The sequence below is a fragment of the Streptomyces wedmorensis genome (assembly GCF_000716445.1).
Lineage (GTDB): Bacteria > Actinomycetota > Actinomycetes > Streptomycetales > Streptomycetaceae > Streptomyces > Streptomyces wedmorensis.
On record NZ_JNWK01000079.1, the window covers coordinates 64,813 to 87,054 of the forward strand.

The following is a 22,242-nucleotide window of genomic DNA, read 5'->3' on the forward strand; positions in this document are numbered from 1 at the left end:
GGCGACAAAGGATTAGCCGCACGGGGTGCCGGGCAGACTCGGCCGCTGCGGCAGGATGACCCTGTGACCGACGCCCTGGACCCCGCCGACATGCGCGAGCAGTACCGCACCACGGAGCTCCTCGCGGCCGACCTCGCACCCGAGCCGGTCGAGCAGTTCACCCGCTGGTTCAAGGAGACCGCCGCCAACCCGGCGATCCACGAGCCGAACGCGATGATCGTCTCCACCGCGGCCCCGGACGGCCGCCCGTCCTCCCGGACGGTCCTCCTCAAGCACTACGACGAGGCCGGCTTCGTCTTCTTCACCAACTACGAATCCCGCAAGGGCCGGGAACTGGAGGCCAACCCCCACGCCTCCCTGCTCTTCCCCTGGCACCCGCTCGCCCGCCAGGTCATCATCACCGGCCGCGCCGTCCCCACCGGCCGCGACGAGACCGTCGCCTACTTCCGCACCCGCCCCCACGGCTCCCAGCTCGGCGCCTGGGCCAGCCCCCAGTCCACCGTCATCCCCTCCCGCGCCGACCTCCTCGCCCGCTACGACGAGCTCGCCGCCCGCTACCCCGACCCCGAACAGGTCCCCGTTCCCCCGAACTGGGGCGGCATCCGCGTCATCCCCGACACCGTCGAATTCTGGCAAGGCCACGAGAACCGCCTCCACGACCGCCTCCGCTACCACCGCCACGGCGAAACCTGGCACGTGGAGCGCCTGGCGCCCTGACGGCACCCTCCGACGGCCACCCGGGTCCGGGAACGCAGACGACCCGTGAGTCTTGGCACCGTCCGCCTAGGTTCGGACGGAGCCTGCCGGCCGGACTGCCGGCGACTCACGGGTCGGGTGACTGCGTTGGTGTTCGGCAGAAGGCCTGCCGAGGTGCACAGAGTGCGACTGGCAGGCCTTAGCCCGCAGTCACCTCACGAGTCCGAAAAGAAACCATGTTTTCGGATCACCTCCTTTCGCGTGTACTCACACCCTAGGAAGCGCCCCCGCGTGCCTCAACCCATTTATTCAAATCGCGGAACGGGGGTGTGCTCTGCGTCACGTTCCAGTTGAATGGCCGGAGTATGGGGGGAGTGCCGCATGAGTGCGTTCACGGGGTCCGCGAGTGAGACCGCTTCTGTGCCGGGGGCGGGGGGAGACCTGCTGGCAGCGCTGCTGGACGGGATGGACGCGGCGTTGTGCGCGTTCGACGCCGAGGGGACGGTGACGCACTGGAACCGGGAGGCCGAGCGGATCCTGGGATGGTCGGCCGGGGAGGCGGTCGGGCGGCGGGGGTTCGCGGGGTGGGCGGCGCGGAGCGCGGACGCCGAGGAGGCCCTGGGCCGGCTGATGGGGGCGATGAAGGGGCCGGGCCGGCAGGTCCACGAGTTCGTACTGCTGCGCAAGGACGGCGGGCGGGTGCTCGTGCGGAGCCAGGCGGCCGGGGTGCGGGGTGCGGACGGCGGCCCGGCGGGGGTGTACGTCGCGTTCAGCGAGGTCCACGTACAACTGGATCTGGAGCGGTCGGTCGCGCTGAGCGAGGCACTGTTCGACGACGCCTCGTGGGGGGTCGTCCTCGTGGACGCCGACCTGCGTCCCGCGATGGTCAACACCCACGCGGCCCGCGCACTCGGCACCGGACGCACGGCCCTGCTCGGGCGGCCGCTCGGCGATGTCGTCGTACACGGCGCGGAGGAGCTGGAGGCGGCCTTCCAGCACGTGCTGGCCGAGGGGACGCCGACCGCGCCCGCCGAGGTGTGGGTGACGCTCCGGACGGCCTCCGGGGAGCAGCGCCGGTGCTGGCGCAGCGGCTTCCTGCTGCTGCCGTCGCCGATGGCGGAGGAGCCGGTGCCGCTGGGCGTGGCGTGGCTGTTCCAGGACGTGACGGAGGAGCGGCTCGCGGCCCGCGAGGCGGACCGGATGCGGTTCCGGTGGAGCCAGCTGCACCGGGCGGGCGCGGCGGCCTCGGAGTGCGAGGACCCGGACGAGGCGGCGACGGTCCTGCTCGACTTCGCGCTGGCCGGTTTCGCGGACCACGCCCTCGTCGACCGGGTGGCCGGCGAGCGGCGCCTCACACGGGCCCTCGCCACCCCCGCCGGCGCCCCCGGCCCGTCGTCCCCCGTCGTCGGCGGCGGCATCCCGCTCCGGTACGGGCCGAGGCATCCGGCGCTCCAGGCCTGGGACCGCCTCGGCTCGGTGCGGGCCACCGCCGGCCGCACCGCCGAGGTCTGGGCGGAGGCCCACCAGTGGCCGGGGGACGCGGCGCACGCCCTGTGCCTGGTGCTGCGTTCCCGCGGCCGCACGGTGGGCGTGCTGACCTTCCTGCGGGCCTCCTGCCGTTCGCCCTTCGAGCGGGAGGACGTGGTGTTCGGGGAGACGGTGGCGGCCCGGGTGGCCGCGCTCCTGGACCTCGGCGACAAGGGCTGAGGCCCGGGGGGCGCCCCGTACACCCACTTTTTTGTGGGTACTTGTAGGGGTCCGCCGTCCGGGAGAACCTGGTGGTGGCCCGGAGCGCGAGGGAGTGACAGGGCCTCAGGAAGCGGCGGCCGCTTCCGTCAGCCGGTCCAGCCGGCGATGGCCCCAGTCCGACAACGGGCCCAGCAGTTCCGACAGTTCGCGCCCGTGCGCCGTCAGGGAGTAGACGGTCTTCGGGGGCACCACATCGTGCACCTCGCGGTCCACGAGACCGTCGGCCTCCATCTCCCGCAGCGCCTGGGTCAGCACCTTCTCGCTGATCCCGGGGAGCCTGCGGCGCAGTTCGCCGGGCCGGTGCGGGCCGGATTCAAGCAGCCACAGCAGCGACGTCTTCCATTTGCCGTCGATCACGGCGATCGCCGCCGTCACCCCGCAGACGTTCGTGTCCTGGGCCCGGAGGCGTGTCATGCGCGTCCCTCTCGTTCGTCGGTCACGGTCACCGCTGTATTCCACCTCATCTCAGTACAAGGGAGTTCCGCCATGTCTTCTTCCGCCTCCTCGTCCGTGCCTTCCTCGTCCGCCCCCTCCTCCGTGCCCCCGCTCTCCGTCACGGTTCTCGGACTCGGGCCGATGGGGCGCGCCTTGGCCGGGGCCTTCCTGGACGCCGGTGTCCGGACCACCGTGTGGAACCGGACCCCCGGCCGCGAAGGGGACCTCGTCGAGCGGGGCGCGGTCCTGGCCGGGAGCGCCGAGGAAGCGGTCGCCGCGGCCGCCCTGACGGTGATCTGCCTGGTCAACTACGACGCCACGGACTCCGTCCTGCGTCGGCCCGAGGTCACGGACGCGCTCAAGGGCCGGACCGTGGTGAACCTGAGCGCCGACACTCCGGAGCGCGCGCGGGACACCGGCAGCTGGGCCGCCGAGCACGGCATCGGCTATCTGGACGGCGCGATCATGACCCCGACCCCGAGCATCGGGACGCCCGCCGGCGTGTTCCTGCACAGCGGGCCCGAGCCGCTCTACCGCGAGCACCGGCCGGTCCTCGACGCCCTGGACGGTCTCCACACCCACCTCGGCGAGGACATCGGCCGGGCGGCGGCGTACGACGTCGCACTCCTCGACATCTTCTGGACGTCGATGACGGGGTACGTGCACGCCCTGGCCCTGGCGCGCGCGGAGGGCATCTCGGCGCGCGAACTCGCGCCGTTCGCGGCCGGCATCGGCGCGATCCTGCCGCCGCTGTTCGAGGAGTGGGCCGACGACGTGGACAGCGGCTCGTACACGGGCGAGGGCAACCCGCTCACCTCGGCCGTCTCCACGATGTCCCACGTCGTCCACGCCGCCGAGGCCCACGGCATCGACGCGAGCGTCATGCGCGCCGCCGAGGCCCTCGCCGTCCGCGCCGTGGACCGCGGCCACGGCGCCGAAGGCTTCACCCGCGTGACGCAGGTCGTGGAGGCGTCCTAGGGGGTGTGCGGCGGGTCGGGGACGCCCCGGTCCCAAGGCCGGTGCAGCGGGTCGGGGACGCCCCGGTCCCAAGGCCGGTGCGGCGGATCGGGGGCGGACGGAGCCTAGTGCTTGAAGAAGATCCTGTCCCCGTACTCGTTCATCACGCGGCCGTTCCACTCGTGGCCGCCGTCGACGTTGCCGGAGCGCAGCAGGGGCGGCTCGATGCCGCGGCGGACGAGGTCCTCGGCGGCGGCGGCCATGGTGGCCTGCATGAGGGCGCTGGTGACGACGGTGGAGGCGGGGGCGAAGGGCGCCTCGATGCCTTCGTAGGTGAGTTCGGCGTCGCCGACGGCGATCCTGGAGTCGAGGACGATGTCGCAGTGGTCCTTGAGGTACGAGCCCGAGACGTGCCGGGACTTCGTCTCGGTCGCGTACGCCACCGAGGTGACGCCGATGACGGTGAGGCCGAGGGCGCGGGCGTTCATGGCCATCTCGACGGGCAGGGCGTTGCGCCCGGAGAGGGAGATGATGATCAGGACGTCGCCGGCCTTGGCGGGGGAGGAGTCGAGGACGGCGCCGGCGAGGCCGTCGACCCGCTCCAGGGCCGAGCCGAGCGTGGCGGGCATGACGTCGACACCGACGACGCCGGGGACGGCGAGCAGGTTCATCAGGGCGAGGCCGCCGGCCCGGTAGACGACGTCCTGGGCGGCGAGGGAGGAGTGGCCCGCGCCGAAGGCGAAGAGCCGGTTGCCGTTCTCGACGGCCTCGGCGATCGCGGCCCCGGCGGCGGCGATCTCGGCGGAGTCCTCGTCGCGGACCTGCTGGAGCAGGCCGATCGCGGCGTCGAAGAACTGTCCGGCCAGCTTGCTCTCGCCCATGGCGGCGGCTCCTTCTCGTCGTGGTCGCGGATCACGGTGCGGTCTGGACCATTGCTCTGTCAATACCGCCTCACCCGGGTGAGGCCCGGTTGTCGCCGTGATGCGTCAGAATTGGTGGAGGGCCAGCGCACGACTCATCGAGGGGCACGTATGTCCGGACTGATCGACACAACGGAGATGTATCTCCGCACCATCCTCGAGCTTGAGGAGGAAGGTGTGGTCCCGATGCGTGCCAGGATCGCCGAGCGGCTCGACCAGAGCGGCCCGACCGTGAGCCAGACGGTGGCGCGGATGGAGCGCGACGGCCTGGTGGCCGTGGCGAGTGACCGCCATCTGGAGCTCACCGACGAGGGCCGCCGCCTCGCCACCCGCGTCATGCGCAAGCACCGGCTCGCCGAGTGTCTGCTGGTCGACGTGATCGGCCTGGAGTGGGAGCAGGTGCACGCGGAGGCCTGCCGCTGGGAGCACGTCATGAGCGAGGCCGTGGAGCGCCGCGTCCTGGAGCTGCTGCGCCACCCGACGGAGTCGCCGTACGGCAACCCGATCCCGGGCCTGGAGGAGCTGGGCGAGAAGGCGGAGGCGGAGGCGTTCCTCGACGACTCGATGGTCTCCCTGGCCGACCTGGACGCGAGCGGCGGCAAGACCGTCATCGTGCGCCGGATCGGCGAGCCGATCCAGACGGACGCCCAGCTGATGTACACGCTGCGCAGGGCGGGTGTGCAGCCCGGTTCCGTGGTCTCGGTGACGGAGTCGCCCGGCGGTGTCCTCGTCGGCAGCAGCGGCGAGGCCGCCGAGCTGGACGCGGAGGTCGCGGCGCACGTCTTCGTCGCGAAGCGCTGACGCCTCCTTCCGACACGTGATCGAGGGGCGCCCGGCCTGGCCGGGCGCCCCTCCTTCGTGTTTCCGCCATAGGCACGGAGCGAGGCCCCTCACAGAGCGAGTGCCGGGATCGCCGGCGGGACGGCCGCGCCCAGGACGCGCTCCGTGACGGTCGATGATCGTGAAATCGCTCCGGCGCGGAGTGGTTTGACGGGGTGACGGATCGGACGGATCCTCGTCGTGCGCCCCGTTTACGCCGGAATGGTCACGCCCGCGCCCTCGCCGTGCCACGCTGGTACGAGCCGGGCGTGGAGGGGGTGTTGCCATGAGGGCCACGGACGACAGAGGGCCCCGGCGCCCTAGGGCGCCGGGGCCTGTCCTCCCCTGTGCTGACCTGGAGCCCCGAGCTCTCAAGGTCAATCCCCTCGGACCGTTTTCCCCGAGCGGTCCGCCTCCCGTTCAAGATCTCCCCTCGGCGGCGGGAGTCAATCCTTGAGTCCTGTCACTCGAACGAGGGGTGTTGGGTGGCAGGAGCGCATTTTCGAATGCAAGTTCGATAGTCTGGCGGGGTTCGACGCAAAGAGGGGGTGCCAGGGACATGGCGCGACGACTCGACGTCACCGGGGCCGACGGCGTACGGCTGGCGGCCTGGGACTTCACCGACGGGACCGCCCGGCGGACCGGCCCCGGAGTGTTACTCCTCCACGGCCTGATGGGACACGCCGCCCACTGGGCCCCCGCCATCGGCCGGCTCACCGGCCGCACCCGCACGATCGCCCTCGACCAGCGCGGCCACGGCCACAGCGAGCGACCGCCCGACGGCGTCTTCACCCGCGAGGCGTACGTCGCCGACGCGGCCGCCGCCATCGAGCAGCTCGGCCTCGGCCCCGCCACCCTCATCGGCCACTCCATGGGCGCCCTCACCGCCTGGCAGCTCGCCGCCCAACGCCCCGACCTCGTCCGCGCCCTCGTCATCTGCGACATGCGCGCCTCCGCGCTCGGCGCGGCCTCCCAGCGCGAGTGGCAGGACTGGTTCCGCCGCTGGCCCACCCCCTTCCCCACGCTCGACGCCGCCCGCCGCTGGTTCGGTTACGACGACCCCTGGGTCGAGCGCCCCAACCCCGCCCGCGGCGCCTTCTTCGCCGAGGTCATGGCCCAACACCCCGACGGCTGGCGCCCCGTCTTCGACCCCGCCCACATGCTGACCTCCCGTGAGACCTGGGTCCACGACGCCCACTGGGACTCCCTCGCCGAAGTCCGCTGCCCCACGCTCGTCGTCCGTGGGCTCGACGGCGAGCTCGGCCGCGCCGAAGCCCAGGAGATGGTGCGCGTCCTCCCCCACGGCTCCTACGCCGAGATCCCCGACGCCGGCCACCTCCTCCACTACACCCACCCCCACGACTGGCACCTCGCCCTCCACCCCTTCCTCACCGGCCTCCTCACCCCCTGACCCCCTCCCAGGCCGCGCCCGCGCGTTGCGGGCCGCGCCCACACCCCGCCGCCCGTTGTGGGCCTGCGCCCCGCGTTGTGGGCTGCGCCCCGCCTCGTTGTGGGCAATCGTTCCGCTGGGTCGGTGCCCACCCTCCGCGCCACCGCCCGCGTTGTGGGCATTCGTTCCGCTGGGGCGGAACGGGTGGGCACAACGGACGGCGCCCTTTGCCGGGCCCAGGCTTCCGCGCCCGAACCCGCACCCGGAGTGCGACGCCGTATCGGTGCGGGTCCAGGCACAAGGGGCGGAGGCGCCGCCGAGGGCGCCGTCCCGTGTGCCCACCCGTCCCGCCCCAGCGGGACGATCGCACGGGCGGGGAGGCCCGCACGGGCGGGGGAGGCCCAGGGGGGCGGGACCGCACTGTGGGGCGCCGCGTGGGGGAACCCCCGGGGAGGGCGGGGGGAAGGGGCGCGGTAGCGTCCCTGCCACGGCGCGTCGAGCACGGACGCCTCCGCGCCGCTGAAGGGAACTCGATGCGTAATTCCTTGCTGCGACGCCTGGCCGCGGCGGCCACGACGCTGGGCCTGACCTCGCTCGGCCTCCTCGGCGCGGGCGCGACGCCCGCGCAGGCCGCGATCAGCGACTGCCCGTCCGGCTACTTCTGTGCGTGGAAGACCGACAACGGCACCGGCACGATGTACAAGACGAGCGTGAACCAGGCGACGCTCGGGAGCTGGGACAACCAGTTCCGCTCGGTCGTCAACCACACGAACAAGTACCTCTGCCTGTACGACGAAGCGAACTACACCGGCCCCGCCGGGGCGAGCGTGTTTCCCCCCGACCCCGCGGGCACCGAGTGGGGCGGCCCCGGCAGCAACTCGGTGAGCTCGCTGAAGTTCGTGCCGACCGAGCGTGAGTGCAGCGGCCTCGCGTACCCGCCGTGGAATGCCGCGGTCTCTCCGGTGAAGGCCGGCTTCGGCGACCTCGACGGGGACCGGAGGCCGGACGTTCTGGTACGCGACGAGGCGGGCCGCCTGTGGTTCCTGCCCGGAGACGGCACCGGCCGCCTCGTCGGCACCGGCGGCTGGGGCGCCATGAACGCCCTCACCCGTCACGGCGACTTCACGGGTGACGCCCGCGAGGACGTCATCGCCCGTGAGACCGCCACCGGCAAGCTCTGGCTCTACCCCGGCACCGGCACCGGCACCCTCGGCACCCGCAGGCTGATCGGCTCCGGCGGCTGGAACGCCATGGCCAGGATCACGGCCTACGGTGACCTCACCGGCGACGCCCGCTCCGACCTCCTCGCCGTGGAGCCCACGACCGGCAGGCTCTGGCTCTACCCCGGCACCTCCACCGGCACCCTCGGCGCCCGCAAGCTCCTCGGCTCCGGCGGCTGGAACGCCATGAACGCGCTCGTCGCCCCCGGCGACATGAACGGCGACGCCAAGGCCGACCTCATCGCCCGCGAGGCCTCCACCGGCAAGCTCTGGCTCTATCCGGCCACCGCCACCGGCTCCTTCGGCCCCCGCGTCCTCATCGGCTCCGGCGGCTGGAACGTCATGGCCTCCTTCCTCGCCCTCGGTGACTTCGGCGGCGACGGCCTCAACGACCTCGCCACCATCACCACCGGCTCCTACGTCGGCGAGGGCTGCCGCGGCGTCGGCTGCCTCGTCCTCTACAGCGGCAAGGGCACGGGCTTCCTCGACCCCGGCCTCCCCGAGAGCCGGCACGTCGACTGGTCCGACCTCCGCGGCACGTTCTGACGCGGTGACGTCCTGACGCGGTGATGCCGACGACGGTGAAGGCCCCCGCCTCAGGGGGGCCTTCACCGTTCCCCATCCGCTCCCCCGGTCCCGCCGGACCGGGGATCCGCCCAGCTCACGGGGCAATGTGCAAGAACTGCCTTACTGAGTCCCGTAGTCGAGGGAGGCGGCGCGTCCCGCGTTAAGGTCGAGTCATGTCCTCATCAGAGAAGAACGAGCGCCTCTCCCGACCTCCCGTCACCGCGGACGACCTCGACCTGGCCGTGCGGCTCGCCGTGGAGGTCCTGGGTACGGCGCCCGCGGCGGCGTGGGAGGGGAAGGCCGGTTCGCTGGAGTGGGACTGCTGGGAGACCGTCGAGCACCTGAGTGACGACCTGTTCGCGTACGCGGTGCAGCTCGGACCGAAGTCGCCTCCGTTGGAGGGGGAGGTGCCGTTCGTGTGGGAGAGCAGGCGGCCGGGCGGCCCGGCGAACGCCATCCACGCGGACCGGGAGGCGGGCCCGGCCGGCCTGATGCAGGTCCTGGAGGCGAGCGGCGCGCTGCTGGTCGCGATGGTGCGGACGGCGTCGCCGGAGACGCGGGCGTACCACGGGTTCGGGGTGTCGGACCCGGAGGGCTTCGCGGCGATGGGGATCGTGGAGACCGTGGTGCACACGTACGACCTGGCGCAGGGGCTGGGGCTCGTGTGGAGTCCGCCGGAGGGCGTCTGCGCGCGGGTGCTGGCCCGGCTGTTCCCGGACGCGCCGACGTCCACGGATCCCTGGGACACGCTGCTGTGGGCGACCGGACGGGCGGAACTGGACGGGCGGCCTCGCCTGACGAAGTGGCGCTGGGACGGCACGCCCCGGGGCTGAGTGTCCGACGATTCCCGTCGGGTCCGGGCCGGGCACGGGCGGGGGCTAGGAGAAGCTTGCTTGGACCTGTTCGCTTGTGCCGGGTGCGGCACGGAGCTGACGGCGCCGGTGTCGAGGGTCGCGCTTCCGGTGCACACCCGTTTCGGGGGGTGGGAGGAACTCCATCCGCCGCTGATGGATCCCGGGACGTACGCCGTCGACCCCCTGCCCTCCGGACCGCCGTGGCGGCTGTGGGAGGAAGTGGGGGAGGAGGAGGCGGCCCGGCGGGGTGTGTACGCGCCGGTGTACTGGGTGTCGTTCGGCGCGCGGGACAGGATCGTCATCGCCCCGGGCGACTCACGGTCGATGACGCTGATCCTCGAGAAGTGCGAGGGGTACTGCCGGGGGGTGGACGGCCGGGACGGCCCCAATCTGGCGTGCGAGGGGTGCGGGCGGGCGGTGGCGACGCGCGTGGACGACTGCGGGTCGTGGCAGACGGTGTGGTTGGAGCCCGACGCGGTCGTACGCCGCCCCTCGGGGCTCCCGCCCGTGCCGCCGCCCGACTGGGACGACGTGGAACGCGCGGAACACCGCGTGCCGCCCTTCGAACCCGACGGGGGGTGGAGCCGCCGCTGGGAGGCCGCGCTCGGCGTCGCGCTCGCGCACCTGGTCGTAGTGACCGAGGACCGCCCGGTGACCCTTCCCGCCGGGCCCGTCTCCGAACTGTTCGGCCCCGCGGTCGGCCGCTGCCTCCCCGCCGGGCCCGACACCCGCTCCGTCGGCCTGGCCGGCCCGGGTGTCCGTACGCCCCGGCCCCGTCCCGACATCCTCCTCGTACCCCGGCATCCCCTGACGGGCGAGCCCTGGCGCCCGCCCGGCGACGACGGGCCCGTGGTGCCGCTGGACAGCGGCGTATGGGCGTACCTCGTCCATCCCGGCGAGACCTCGCCGACGCCCGCCACCGGAGTCATCCCGGACGGCGTCCTACGCGACGACTACTCCCTCCTCCCGCCCCCCTGGTACCCCCTGACCCCGCACCGCAACGCCTTCGAGTGGACCCTCGTCGGCCTGCCCGCCGTACGATCCCCCCGCCTGCGCAGGTTCGTCGACACCGCCTAGGTGTATTGATCACCAGGCGCTGGGGGGCCATCGGTGGGTGACTCGCCGGTAGCGGCCGGGTTCGCCGGCGCGGCGTGGAACATCCCGTGGGATGCCCCCGCTCGCCGAAGGAGGGAAGAGTGCCGCTCACGCGCACACCACACCACGCCCGCCCCTGGAGGAGGTGGCGGGGACGGCTCACCGCGGTCGGGCTGGCCGCCGCCGCGGTCCTCGCCGGGATGCTGCCCGCCCACGCCGGCAACGGCACGATCTGGACCACCCTGTCGAGCATGCCCACGGCCCGGGGAAGCGCCGCCTCGGCCGCCGCGCCCTGTCCGCCCGGTCAGACCGGCACCTGCGTCTACAGCATGGGCGGCGGGACGACCCTCGCCACCGTGGCCACGGCGGAGTCGTACAACCGGCTCACCAACGCCTGGTCGACGCTCCCGCCCCTGCCGACACGGCGCTCGAACGCGGCGGCGGTGGCCGCCACCTGCCCGCCCGGCCAGACCGGGACCTGCGTCTACGTCATCGGCGGCGGGATCTTCGAACCGACGGCGTTCACCCCGCAGACGGCGGTGGAGTCCTACAACCCGGTGACCAACGCGTGGAGCACGGTCGCACCCCTGCGGACGGCGCGCACCAGCCTGGCGGCCGCGGCGGCCCCCTGCCCGACCGGCCAGACCGGGACCTGTGTCTACGCGTTCGGCGGTGAGAGCAACAGCATGCTGCTGAACCTGGCGGAGGTGTACAACCCCGCGAACAACACCTGGAGCACGCTGACGGCGATGCCCACGCGCAGGGGCTACCTGAGCGGCGCGGCCGCGGCCTGTCCGCCCGGGCAGACGGGCACCTGCGTGTACGCCGTCGGCGGCTTCGGCGCAGGCATCCTCGGCGCGGTGGAGTCGTACAACCCGGCCACCAACGCCTGGAGCCCGGCGGCGTCGCTCCCCACGCCCCGGACCGGCGCGGCCACCACGGCGACCACCTGCCCGCCCGGGCAGACCGGAACCTGCCTCTACACCGTTGGCGGCCAGGGCGGCGTGAACGGGCCCCCGCTGGGCAGCGCCCAGTCGTACAACCCCGTCTCGAACCTCTGGACGGAACTGCCCCCGCTGCCGACCCCCCGCTTCGGCCTCACCGCGGCCGCCACGGTGTGCCCCGTCGGCGTCGCCGGCAACTGCGTCTACGCGATCGGCGGTTCGACCGGCATCAGCGACGTCAGGGCCACCCTGGAAGCCCTCGACCCGCCGGATCCGTCGACGTTCTGAAGCGGCGCCCGATCGACAAGACGCTCTGGGGCCTGTCCGGCGGAACGGGTCGGACGGGCTCCGACAGGGTCGGACAGGCCCTAGACGTGCAGTTCCGGCGGGAAGCCGGTCCAGCGGAGGTCGCGGGGGAGGTGGCCGGTGTCGTTGAAGAGGAGGAGCGACGGGGGGCGGCCGGGGGCGTAGCGGAGGACCGTGAGGGCGGCGTTGGCGTGGTTGACGCCCATCCAGCGCCACTGCGGGGTGTCGAGTGCGGCGCGTACGAGCCAGGCGGCGAGGAAGTTGTGGGTGACGACGAGCTCGTGGCGCGGAGTGTCACCGGCGACGGGTCCGGTGAACTGCTTGACGGCCGCGGCGGCGAGCGCAGGGCCCTGCTCGCGTTCCTCGGCGGGGAAGCCGGACAGGAAGCCGAGCATGGCGTCCGCGGTCTCCGGCGGGAGTTCCTCCCGCGCCGGGAGGTAGGGGATGTAGTCGCCGGCCGCTTCGGAGCGCCGCACGGGCACCCCGTCGAGCTGCTCGCCGATCAGCCGGGCCGTCTGCTCGGCGCGGGCGAGCGGGCCGTGGTGGATCGCCGTCAGGGGAACCCCGCGGAGCCGCTCGCCGAGCAGGGCGGCCTGGCGGCGGCCCGCGGGCGTCAGCTCGCTCTCGTCCGCCGAGGCTTCGCCGTGGCGGGTGAGGTAGAGGTAGCGGGCGGCTGTTCCGGGCATGGTCGGGCCCTCCGGAGGAGTCGATCTTGCAGGTTCCCGGAGGGACGTCGCCCCGGTGCGGTCCGGTTCCGGAGGGCGGGGCTTCAGTCGCGGCGCAGGACGTAGAACTCGCCCGCGTCGGGGTCGCCGACGGTCGCGTAGAGCTTCGGGGCCTCGCGGGTGCCGTAGACGTCGAATCCGTCGATGTCGACGGGGCAGGCGTCGACGGAGACGTCGACCTGCTGGACGTAGGGGCCGTCCGAGGGGCCCTGGCTCCAGGCGCCGATGCCGGAGCACTCGCGGACCAGGGGCTCGCCGGGGCTGGAGAAGTCGAAAGTGTGGAGGCGGGAGGCCGTGGCTCTGCCGTCGGCGGTGAGGGTGAGGGTGCCGCCCCGGCCGTCCGAGTAGGTGCCGGCGGCCTGCTCCGCGTTCAGCAGCGGGGGCTCGTAGCCGATTCCGGCGGACAGGGCGATGCCGGCGAGGGTGAAGGCGCTGACGGAGGCGAGCGTGCCGAACGCCGCGACCCGCCAGAACATCGCCCGGCCGGAGAGCCGCGGCCGGTTCGGGAGCAGCAGACGCCGGGCGACGAGGGCGGGGGCGGTGAGCGCGGCCGTCGCCGCGAGCCATCCGGCGAGGCCGGCGAGAGGGCCGGTGTCCGTGAGGATCGCCCCGGCGAGGACCGGAGGGGCGGTCACGGCGGCGGTCGCCGCCGGAACCCACCACCACGCCTCGCGCCCCGAGAAGCGGCGGCCGAGCCAGGCCGCCGCCCTCAGCAGCGGCGACACCGCGCTCACGGTCAGGAAGGCGCTGAAGACGTATGCGGCGGCGACCAGGAAGGGCGCGGCGACCACCAGCAGGAGCAGCGCCATCGGGTTGATCGGCGTGGGCGGGCCCTCCTGGGTCTGTCCCCACACGTAGGCGGCGATCAGCCCGATCACGGCCTCGGTGAACAGCACTGTGGCACAGGCCGTCACGACCGCGCCGAACCGGTCGTTCGGGTGCGCCTGTCTCGGCTCCGGCACCCGACTCTGCATTTCTGAACGCATTCAAATCCCCTCCGGTGGTCATCATGCACCACCACGGAGGGATGATCGACCCATGAGTGAGATCGTTTTGATGGCCGATCCGAGGGTCGCCGCGGTACCCGTCGTGGAATGCGGAGAACGCCTCGTGGACGTCCGCGACAGCGCGCTGCTGGTCGACCCGCGCAAACAGGACCCGGACAACGCCTACGCACACCTCCGGGAAGGCGTCCTCGAACGGCTCCTCAAGGCACAGCGACTCCTCCCGGACGGCCTGCGCCTCCTGTTCGTCGAGGGCTACCGGCCCCCCTCGCTCCAGCGCCGGTACTTCGAGGAGTACGCCGACCAGCTCCGCGCCGCCCACCCCGACTGGACCCCCGACCGGCTGCACATCGCCACCAGCCGATACGTCTCCCCGCCCGACATCGCCCCCCACAGCGCCGGCGCCGCCGTCGACCTCACCCTCGCCGACGCCGACGGCCACGAACTGGACCTCGGCACCCGGATGAACGCCGACCCGGAGGAAAGCGGCGGCGCCTGCTACACCCACGCGCCCGGCATCTCCCCGCGTGCCCGCGCCCACCGTGAACTCCTCGGCAGCGTCCTCACCGCCGTCGGCCTCGTCAACTACCCCACCGAGTGGTGGCACTGGTCCTACGGCGACCGCTACTGGGCCCTCACCACCCCCACCCCCACCGCCCTTTACGGCCCCATCGCGCGCCCCAGCTGAGCCACGGGCCCGCACCACGCGGCAGCGGGCGGGAGGCCCACACGGGGGTGCGGTGGGCGGAGGCCCGTAAGAGGCGCGGGTGCGCAGGGTGGGGGCCCGCGAGGGCCGGAAGTCAGGGGCGGGGGAGGCGCCAGACCTGGTCGTCGCCGGTTTCGGCGGGCGCCGTGGGGGTGTGGGGCCGCCGGAGGTGGGGGGTGAAGCCGAGCCGCGCGGGAACGGCGCCACTGGGATGGTTCGCGACGTCGTGGACGATCTCGACGGCGATGATCCCGGGCAGCTGGAAGGCCTGTTCGACGAGGGCGCGGGCGGCGCGAGTGACGATGCCGCGTCCGGTGGCGGCGGGGTGCAGCCAGTAGCCGATCTCGAGGGTGTCGTCGGGGGTGTCCTCGTGCCGGTGCAGGCCGCAGCTGCCGACGATGGCCCCGTCGAGCTCGATCGCGTAGCTGTATTGGTCGCCGTTCGCCCAGAGCTCCGCCCGGTCGACGAGGAAGTCGGCCGTCCTGGTCAGGCTGTGTTCGGCGACCCATGGCATCCACGGCCGCAGGTGTTCCACGGACTCTTCGACGACCTGGAAGAACTCCGGCAGGTCCGCCTCGCCTTCGAACGCCCGCAGCGTCAGCCCGCCGTCGAGCTCGATGCGTGCCTGCGGCAAGGATTGCGGGAGGGGTTGAGGCTGTGGCCCGTGCTGCGGAGTGTCCATGCCGCGAGGATCCTTCGCCTCGTCGGCGCCTCGCAAGGCATTTCCGTCCCGCCGGCGGAAGGAGCGAAGGAGCGAAGGAGCGAAGGAGCGAAGGAACGGACGTCGGGGAGGACGGCGCGGGGTTCGGTTGTCCCGGGCGGGCCGAACCTGCGACGGTTGCCGACGTGATCGCATCGCCCAGGGCAGGTTGCGGCGCGCACCGGGCCGGGGCCGAACGCCCGGCCGCGCACCGGACCGCGGCTGAACGCCCGGACAGGGGCGCGGGCACGGGCAAGGACGAGGACGAGGACGAGGACGAGGAGATTCCGTGGAGTTCGACGAGGGCCTGATCCGCGCGCTGCTCCGGGAGCAGCACCCGGACCTCGCGGAGCTGCCCATCCGGGAGGTCCCGGGTGGCTGGGACAACCAACTGTGGCGGGTCGGCGACGAGTTGGCCGTACGGATGCCCCGTACGGAGCGGGCTCCGGAGCTGCTGCGCAAGGAGTACCGCTGGCTGCCCGCCTTGGCGCCGCTGCTTCCGCTGCCCGCGCCCGTTCCCGTACGAGGCGGGGAACCGTCGGCCCGTTTCCCGCGGTTCTGGACGGTGGCCCGCTGGGTCCCGGGCACGCCGAGCGACGCGGTTCCCGTCACCCGGGGCGGTCACGCGGCAGAGGTGCTGGCGGGCTTTCTGCGGGCTCTTCACCGGGCGGCGCCCGAGGATGCCCCCGCCAATCCGGATCGGGGCGTTCCGCTGGCGGCCCACGAGGACGGGTTCGAGCGGGGGTTCCCGTTCCTGGCCGGGTGCGCCGACCCGGCGGCGGTACGGCGGGTGTGGGAGGACGCCCTGGCGGCCGACGCGTGGCAGGGGCCGCCGCTGTGGCTGCACGGGGACCTGCACCCGGCGAACGTCGTCGTCACCGACGGCACGCTCTCCGGCGTGGTCGACTTCGGGGAACTCTGCGCCGGCGACCCGGCCACGGATCTCTCCGCCGCCTGGCTCCTGCTTCCCGACGGCTCGGCCCGTCGCTTCTTCGAGGCGTACGGGCGAGCCGACGGCCCCACGGTCCGGCGGGCTCGCGGCTGGGCCCTCCTCCGCGCGTCCGGGCTCATCGCCATCGGTCGCGCCGGCGACGAGGGCCTGCCGGGCGGCAAACCCACCTGGGGCCCGGCGGGCAGGGCGGCACTCGCCCGCGTACTGGCGGACGAATAGCCCGAGCCCGAGCCCGAGCCCGAGCCCCAAGCCCAAGCCCCAAGCCCAAGCCCCAAGCCCAAGCCCCGAACCGCGTCCCCCCACCGCCCACCGCGACCACGACCGTGACCACGTACAGCGAGCCGCGACCACGACCGCGCCCGGGCTACGGCTCGGTCACATCTACGGTGCGCCGCCCGGTGGTTCGGTTCCCTCCCGCAGGATGAGGGGCATGCGCCGTCAACGTTCCCGTACCGCCGTCATCGGTTCGCTCCTGTTCGTCGCCGTCGCCATGCTGGCCGGGGGCTACGCCCTCGCCGTCGCCGACGACCCGCGCGACAGCATGCGGTACTGCCCGAGCCCCCAGGAGCCGAGGCTCCCGCCGGGGACGCCGTGCATCTCGCAGGACCCGAACCTGAAGTACCAGGAGAACCACGGCTACCGGCGGGAGCAGGAGATCACGGCGGAGCAGCGCGCCGGGGCGCAGGGCAAGGCGGAGGCCCTGGCCGAGGCACTGGAGGGCCTGGCGGGCAAGCCGGTCGGCGAGGCCGAGATCGTGGCGGCGGCCGCCACCGCCCTCGGCCTCGAACCGGACAGGATCGAGTACCGGCAACTGCGGCGGCCCGAGGCTCTCGTCGGCGGCGGCTCGGGCAAGGTCTGCGTCATCGGCACCATGGGGCGTGAGGGCCATGCCGCGGCCGAGGTCACCGGCCGCACGCTCGACGGCACCTGCCTCCCGGGCCTGGGCGGCCACTGACCGCGCGGCCACCGGATCTCCAGGACGCCAGCCCCCCTAATCGCTTTCTCTCTCTTCCCCTCCCTTCCTCCTCCCCCTCCGCACGCCGATGGCCCGCTCAGACGATGAGCGGGCCATCGGGCCATCGGGCCATCGGGCCATTGAGCCATCGGGCCGTACGGGCAGGGGGTGATTGCGGGTGGGTCAGCCCTTGCTGACCGCCGTCAGGATCTCCGGGAGGCGGTTCGCCGTGCGGGGGGCCGCCAGTTTGAGGCCCGCGAGGACGAGGAGCCAGCCGTAGAGGGCGCCGACGGGGAGGAGGAGCCAGAGGAGGGAGTGCTGGTCGGAGACGTGGAGGTAGACGTTGGCGCCGATGAGCGGGGCGCAGAGGAGACCGCCGATGATCATGCCGCCCAGGATGGAACCCCAGGCCAGGGCTCCCTGGCCGGGAGCGACGTTCTTGTAGCCGCTGTCCTGGGGGATCGAGTACGGGAAGACCGCCGAGGTGACGGCGCCGGTGCCGGTCATCGCGCCGAGCAGGGCGAGCGCGAGGCCGAGGGCCTCCGGGAGCCGGGACCAGTCGTCGAGGATGCCGGCGGTGACCGCCGTGACGAGGGCGGTGTACGGCAGGGTGATGGCGAGCATCGCGAGGGCACGCGCGCGGAGTTCGGCATACGCGTCGGCGGTCGTCGAGATGGTCTGGGCGACCATCCAGAAGCCCGAGCCGTCCTGGCCGAACTGGTTGTACATGAGCATGCCGAGCATGCCGGAGGCGAAGCAGGCGAAGTAGATCGAGCCCGTGCCCTGGAAGGCGTTGAAGATCGGGACGATCAGGCCGATGGCGAGCGAGGTCACCCAGGCCGCCTTCGTCTTCGGGTCGCGTCCGATGTAGCGCAGGCTGCGGTCCATGACGGCGCCCGTGCGGCCGCCCGGCAGGAGCCGGCCGAGCCGTCCCGCGCCGTCGGACTTGTCGCGGGTGCCCGCGTCGGAGGCCGCGCCGATCGTGGAGCCGTCGGGCTCGACCATCAGCCGTACGAGGCTCCGCTGCCACCAGTACACGAGCGCGGCGAGCGCGGCCGCCGTGAGCAGCAGCCGGGCCGCCGCGACCGCGTGGTCGCCCTTGCTCGCGGCGTCCACCGCGCCGATCGCGGCGGCCGGCGGCAGCCAGCCGACGACGGCCGTCGCCGGTTCGAGCGACTCCAGGCCGCCGGCCTGGCCGAGGCGCTGGGCGCCGAAGTTCACGAGCTGCATGCCGACCGCGATGACCAGGCCGCTGAGCAGCGCGAGGTCCCGGCCCTTGCGGGAGGTGAGCAGCCGGACGTTGGCGGCGGCCACGGCCCGGGACAGGGCCACGCACGTGACCGCCGAGAGCGGGACGGCGAGGACGGCGACGACGGTGCCGGCGGCGCCGTGCGCGACGGACAGGGCCGCGCCGAGGACCAGGATGAGGGTGAGGACGGGGCCGATGCCCACGAGGGAGGCCACGAGCAGCGCCCTGACCAGCGGCCGGGGCCGCAGCGGCAGCATCACGAGCCGCGACGGGTCGAGGGTCTCGTCGCCGCTCGGGATGAACAGCGGCATCACCGCCCAGGCGAGCGCGACGAACCCGGTGACGAGGATCGCGATGCTGTCGGCGTCCGCGCTGCCCCGCATCAGGACGAAGGCCAGGACTATCGCCGCGGCGAAGACGGTGCCGAAGACGATCGTGGAGAGGTACGCGGCGGTTCGCCCACCCGACTGGCGCAGCCCGTTGCGCAGCAGCGACAGCTTGAGCCGTACGAAGACGGAGGTGAGCGAGGGTGCGGGAGCGGTCGGGGTGGTGACGGCGCTCATCCCTCGACCCCGCCCGTCGCGCCGGTGGCGCCCGTGGCGGCCGGTCCCGCCCCGCCGCCGAGCCAGTCCAGGGAGTCCCCGGCCGCCGCGCGGCCGTTGGCGCCGACGAGTTCGAGGAAGGCGGCCTGGAGGGAGGGGGCCGAGCCGCGCACCTCGGCCAGCGGGCCCTGGGCGCGGATGCTGCCGGCGGCCATGACGGCGACCCAGTCGCAGAGGGACTCGACGAGTTCCATGACGTGGCTGGAGAAGACGACGGTCGCGCCGGAGGAGGTGTACCGCTCGAGGACGCCGCGGATGGTCTGCGCGGAGACCGGGTCGACGCCCTCGAAGGGCTCGTCGAGGAAGAGGACCTCGGGGTTGTGGAGGAGCGCGGCGGCGAGGCCGATCTTCTTCCGCATGCCGGTCGAGTAGTCGACGACCAGTTTGTTCTGCGAGCCTGTCAGGTCGAGTACGTCGAGGAGCTGCGTGGCCCGCTTGTCGACCTCGGCCCCCGGCAGCCCCCGGAGCCGGCCGCTGTACGCGAGGAGTTCGCGGCCGGAGAGCCGCTCGAACATCCGCAGGCCCTCCGGGAGGATGCCGATGCGCGCCTTGACCTCAGCGACCGACTCCGGGTCGGCCCACACGTCGTGTCCGGCGACCAGGATGCGGCCGTGGTCGGGCCGGAGCAGGCCGGTGATCATGGAGAGCGTGGTGGTCTTGCCCGCTCCGTTGGGCCCGACGAGCCCGATGAACTTCCCCGCGGGCAGGACGAGATCGATCCCGTTCACCGCGATCTGCTGGCCGAAACGCTTCCAGAGCCCCTCGATACGCACGGCGGGCACCGCACCGGCGGCCGGTGCGGTGCCCGTTGCGGCACCCGCCTTTTCGAACGCTCCGTCAAATGCCTGGTCAGGCATGGTCCGTCAACCCTTCGGTTGTCCCCGTAATCTTTACGGGAACACCCTACGGGCGAGGTCGACCGGCCCCCAGGGTCACGACGTGCGACTCCTCGCCTCCGCCGCTTCCCGGCCACACGCGTACGCGAGGGCGCTGATCAACTCCTCGGCGTCCGGCAGCCAGCGGTTCGCGGGCGTGGGGCGGCGCGCCCACTGCACCGCGCCGCAGCCGCCGATCCGGGTAGGCGGGGCCGCCACGTAGTACCCCTCGCCGCGCGTGACGAGGTCGATGGCGGTCGGCGTCCAGCCCAGCTTGCGGACGAGGTCCGGCACCTTGGCGGCGGCGCCCGGCAGCACGAAGAAGAACATCCGGCGGTCCGGGGTGCAGGTCACGGGGCCGAGCGTCAGCTCCATCCGCTCCATGCGGGCGAGCGCGAGGAACCCGGCGGACTCGGCCACCTCGATCGCGTCGAAGGTCCGGCCGGTCGGCAGCAGGATCGACGCCTTCGGTGTCTTCGACCACATGCGCCGCGCCCCGACCCCGCTGCCGGTGGCCTGGGTCGACCAGTCGGGCTTGACCGCGTGGGCGCCGGGGACGGCGCACGCCTCCGCGCCGCAGGAGCAGCGCTCCCTGCCCTCGACGGCCTCAAGCCAGGTCCCGGGGAACACGTCCCAGTGCCGCTCTTCCGCGTACCGCACGGCGCTGTCCAGTAGCTGCTCGCCTCGCTGCTGGGGGATCTGTGCGGCTTCCGTGACTCCGATGGTCTCTTCCACGGTGAGCACAACTCCCCCCGCCACCTGGGGTTACGGGCGCGGCGGCGGCCGTGTTGACGCATCGATCCTGCACGCGGGGCGCATGGGTGCACTCGCGGGGGCGCGTGGAGGGCCGGGGAGCGGGGGTGGGTACGCACAGGTGGGGGCGCCGGCGGCGGGGTGGTTTCATCCGCGCGGCCGACGTGTCCGGTTTCGCGTGTTCACATCGGCATTGACCGGATATCCACCGGGCAGTGATCACTTCTTCGGTGATCGCCGCACGGCCTCAGGGGGTACTCATGGCAGCCAGGCCACTCGTTCCGCGTCAGTTCAACGAACGGCTCCAGGCGCTCATTCAGGAGGCGGCCTGCTCCAACGCCGGCCTCGCCCGCAGGGTCAACATGGTCGGCGCCGAGCGCGGCCTCGACCTGCGGTACGACAAGACGTCGGTGGCGCGCTGGCTGCGCGGGCAGCAGCCGCGCGGCCGGGCCCCCGGCATCATCGCGGAGGCGCTGGGCCGCAAGCTGGGCCGCACGGTCACGATCGACGAGGTCGGCATGGCCAACGGCCGGAACCTCGCCGCCGGGGTGGGCCTCCAGTTCGCGCCGACGGTGCCCGGGGCGATCGAGCAGGTCTGCGAGCTGTGGCGCAGCGACGTGGGGCGCCGGGACTTCCTCTCGGGTTCCGCGGTGGCGGCCTCCGCGCTCGTCGAGCCCAGCAGGGACTGGCTGATCACGGTCCCGGACGCGCACGTGGCCCGGCACGCGGGGGCCCGCGTCGGGGTCGCGGACGTGGCGGCGGTACGGGAGATGACGAGCGCGCTCGTCGACCTCGACCGGCGGTTCGGCAGCGGGCACGTCCGCCCGGTGGTGGTGCACTACCTCAACAGCGTGGTCTCGGGGATGCTGTCCGGCTCCTACCGGGAGGCGGTGGGCCGGCAGCTCTTCGCGGCCGTCGCGCGACTGACCGAGCTCGCCGGGTACATGGCGGTGGACACGGGCGAACCCGGCCTGGCCCAGCGGTACTACATCCAGGCGCTGCGCCTCGCGCAGGCGGCCGGCGACCGGGGCTACGGCGGATACGTGCTGGCCGCCTCGATGAGCCACCTCGCCGCGCAGCTCGGGAACCCCCGGGAGATCGCCCAGTTGGCACGGGCCGCGCAGGAGGGTGCGCGCGGGAAGGTGCCGCCGCGGGCGGAGGCGATGTTCCTCGCGGCCGAGGCGCGGGGCCACGCGCTGCTCGGGGACGCCGTCGCCTTCGACGCGGCGGCGGGCCGTGCCGTACGGGCCCTGGAGCAGGCCGATCCGGAGTCGGGCGACGATCCGGTGTGGATCGCCCACTTCGACCACGCGTACCTGGCGGACGAACTGGCGCACTGCCACCGGGACCTGGGGCAGGCCGACGCGGCGGCGCGGGCGGCGGAGGAGTCGATCGCCGGGCACCCGGAGACGCGGGCGCGGCGGCGTGCGATCGGCCTCGCGCTCCTCGCGTCGGCGCAGGTCCAGCAGCGCGAGGTCGAGCAGGCCTGCCGGACGGGGACGCGCGCGCTCGAACTGCTCGGCACGCTGCGGTCGTCGCGTGGCGTGGAGTACCTGGAGGATCTGAGGGAGCGCCTGGAGCCGTACGCGGGGGAGGCGGTGGTGCGGGAGTTCGAGGCGCGGATGGACCTCGCGGCCGCCTAGGGCCTGTCCGGCGGGTGTCCCGCCGATCGGGCCGGGAGCGGATCTTGTCGTGACGCAGGAAGGTTGTGTAACCGGCCTCACACGTGTGTGCGGAGGCCCGGGCGCACCCGGTAGCGTGAGCCGACG

The 22,242-nt window shown here is 73.3% G+C and carries 21 protein-coding genes; 13 read left to right on the forward strand and 8 right to left on the reverse strand.

Annotated features, from left to right (window positions below):
- Positions 1-90: 90 nt before the first annotated feature.
- The gene (gene pdxH, locus OO54_RS37320) at positions 91-717 is read left to right on the forward strand and encodes a pyridoxamine 5'-phosphate oxidase (RefSeq protein ID WP_033211462.1); all 627 of its coding nucleotides are present in this window, start codon (positions 91-93) and stop codon (positions 715-717) included.
- A gap of 360 nt (positions 718-1,077) precedes the next feature.
- The gene (locus OO54_RS37325) at positions 1,078-2,403 is read left to right on the forward strand and encodes a PAS domain-containing protein (RefSeq protein ID WP_033211415.1); all 1,326 of its coding nucleotides are present in this window, start codon (positions 1,078-1,080) and stop codon (positions 2,401-2,403) included.
- Between the two features lie 105 nt (positions 2,404-2,508).
- Here OO54_RS37325 and OO54_RS37330 read toward each other — a convergent pair whose 3' ends face one another.
- Complete coding sequence (locus OO54_RS37330) at positions 2,509-2,859, reverse strand: winged helix-turn-helix transcriptional regulator (RefSeq protein ID WP_033211416.1); 351 nt, start codon at positions 2,857-2,859, stop codon at positions 2,509-2,511.
- Positions 2,860-2,982: 123 nt separating this feature from the next.
- On the opposite strand from OO54_RS37330, the gene OO54_RS37335 reads away from it, so the two are divergent.
- On the forward strand, positions 2,983-3,858 hold the full coding sequence (locus OO54_RS37335; protein ID WP_455569920.1) for an NAD(P)-dependent oxidoreductase: 876 nt from the start codon (positions 2,983-2,985) through the stop codon (positions 3,856-3,858).
- A 104-nt stretch (positions 3,859-3,962) separates the two neighbouring features.
- On the opposite strand, the gene OO54_RS37340 is transcribed toward OO54_RS37335, so the two are convergent.
- A complete protein-coding gene (locus OO54_RS37340) occupies positions 3,963-4,718 on the reverse strand; it encodes an SIS domain-containing protein (protein WP_033211418.1) in 756 nt (251 codons plus the stop codon).
- Between the two features lie 150 nt (positions 4,719-4,868).
- Here OO54_RS37340 and OO54_RS37345 point away from each other — a divergent pair, with 150 nt between their 5' ends.
- The 6 genes from OO54_RS37345 (at position 4,869) to OO54_RS37375 (ending at position 11,934) form a co-directional block, all read left to right on the forward strand.
- Entirely contained in the window at positions 4,869-5,558 is a 690-nt protein-coding gene (locus OO54_RS37345) for an iron-dependent transcriptional repressor DtxR (RefSeq protein ID WP_017239389.1), read from the forward strand.
- A 577-nt stretch (positions 5,559-6,135) separates the two neighbouring features.
- Positions 6,136-6,987, forward strand: a complete 852-nt coding sequence (locus OO54_RS37350) for an alpha/beta fold hydrolase (protein WP_033211419.1) — start codon at positions 6,136-6,138, stop codon at positions 6,985-6,987.
- A gap of 512 nt (positions 6,988-7,499) precedes the next feature.
- Positions 7,500-8,732, forward strand: a complete 1,233-nt coding sequence (locus OO54_RS37360; RefSeq protein ID WP_033211421.1) for an FG-GAP-like repeat-containing protein — start codon at positions 7,500-7,502, stop codon at positions 8,730-8,732.
- Positions 8,733-8,926: 194 nt separating this feature from the next.
- Entirely contained in the window at positions 8,927-9,586 is a 660-nt protein-coding gene (locus OO54_RS37365; protein ID WP_033211422.1) for a hypothetical protein, read from the forward strand.
- Between the two features lie 60 nt (positions 9,587-9,646).
- Positions 9,647-10,684: a hypothetical protein gene (locus OO54_RS37370; protein WP_033211423.1), complete on the forward strand. Its 1,038-nt coding sequence runs from the start codon at positions 9,647-9,649 to the stop codon at positions 10,682-10,684.
- A gap of 119 nt (positions 10,685-10,803) precedes the next feature.
- The gene (locus OO54_RS37375; RefSeq protein ID WP_033211424.1) at positions 10,804-11,934 is read left to right on the forward strand and encodes a Kelch repeat-containing protein; all 1,131 of its coding nucleotides are present in this window, start codon (positions 10,804-10,806) and stop codon (positions 11,932-11,934) included.
- 80 nt (positions 11,935-12,014) lie between these two features.
- Here the strand turns inward: OO54_RS37375 and OO54_RS37380 are convergent, their stop codons facing one another.
- Both OO54_RS37380 and OO54_RS42760 read right to left on the reverse strand, forming a co-directional pair.
- A complete protein-coding gene (locus tag OO54_RS37380) occupies positions 12,015-12,638 on the reverse strand; it encodes a histidine phosphatase family protein (protein ID WP_033211425.1) in 624 nt (207 codons plus the stop codon).
- An 83-nt stretch (positions 12,639-12,721) separates the two neighbouring features.
- Positions 12,722-13,639 carry a hypothetical protein gene (locus OO54_RS42760; protein WP_051787709.1) on the reverse strand — a complete coding sequence of 306 codons (918 nt, stop codon included), beginning with the start codon at positions 13,637-13,639 and terminating at the stop codon, positions 12,722-12,724.
- A 76-nt stretch (positions 13,640-13,715) separates the two neighbouring features.
- Here OO54_RS42760 and OO54_RS37390 point away from each other — a divergent pair, with 76 nt between their 5' ends.
- Positions 13,716-14,369, forward strand: a complete 654-nt coding sequence (locus OO54_RS37390) for a M15 family metallopeptidase (protein WP_033211426.1) — start codon at positions 13,716-13,718, stop codon at positions 14,367-14,369.
- A 112-nt stretch (positions 14,370-14,481) separates the two neighbouring features.
- Here OO54_RS37390 and OO54_RS37395 read toward each other — a convergent pair whose 3' ends face one another.
- Positions 14,482-15,069, reverse strand: coding sequence for a GNAT family N-acetyltransferase (locus OO54_RS37395; RefSeq protein ID WP_051787711.1), 588 nt, complete (start codon positions 15,067-15,069; stop codon positions 14,482-14,484).
- Between the two features lie 307 nt (positions 15,070-15,376).
- Here OO54_RS37395 and OO54_RS37400 point away from each other — a divergent pair, with 307 nt between their 5' ends.
- Together OO54_RS37400 and OO54_RS37405 are read left to right on the forward strand one after the other, a co-directional pair.
- Positions 15,377-16,258, forward strand: a complete 882-nt coding sequence (locus tag OO54_RS37400; protein WP_033211427.1) for an aminoglycoside phosphotransferase family protein — start codon at positions 15,377-15,379, stop codon at positions 16,256-16,258.
- A gap of 211 nt (positions 16,259-16,469) precedes the next feature.
- Complete coding sequence (locus OO54_RS37405; protein WP_033211428.1) at positions 16,470-16,994, forward strand: hypothetical protein; 525 nt, start codon at positions 16,470-16,472, stop codon at positions 16,992-16,994.
- A gap of 183 nt (positions 16,995-17,177) precedes the next feature.
- On the opposite strand, the gene OO54_RS37410 is transcribed toward OO54_RS37405, so the two are convergent.
- The 3 genes from OO54_RS37410 to OO54_RS37420 all read right to left on the reverse strand — a co-directional run bounded on the left by OO54_RS37410 (position 17,178) and on the right by OO54_RS37420 (position 20,464).
- Positions 17,178-18,806, reverse strand: a complete 1,629-nt coding sequence (locus OO54_RS37410) for a hypothetical protein (RefSeq protein ID WP_033211429.1) — start codon at positions 18,804-18,806, stop codon at positions 17,178-17,180.
- Entirely contained in the window at positions 18,803-19,702 is a 900-nt protein-coding gene (locus OO54_RS37415) for an ABC transporter ATP-binding protein (protein WP_033211430.1), read from the reverse strand. Before OO54_RS37415 ends, OO54_RS37410 begins: the two co-directional genes overlap by 4 nt.
- A gap of 75 nt (positions 19,703-19,777) precedes the next feature.
- A complete protein-coding gene (locus OO54_RS37420; RefSeq protein ID WP_033211431.1) occupies positions 19,778-20,464 on the reverse strand; it encodes a bifunctional DNA primase/polymerase in 687 nt (228 codons plus the stop codon).
- Positions 20,465-20,733: 269 nt separating this feature from the next.
- Between OO54_RS37420 and OO54_RS37425 the strand changes: the two genes are divergently transcribed.
- Positions 20,734-22,116 carry an NsdA family TPR-like regulatory protein gene (locus OO54_RS37425; RefSeq protein WP_033211432.1) on the forward strand — a complete coding sequence of 461 codons (1,383 nt, stop codon included), beginning with the start codon at positions 20,734-20,736 and terminating at the stop codon, positions 22,114-22,116.
- Positions 22,117-22,242: the final 126 nt, after the last annotated feature.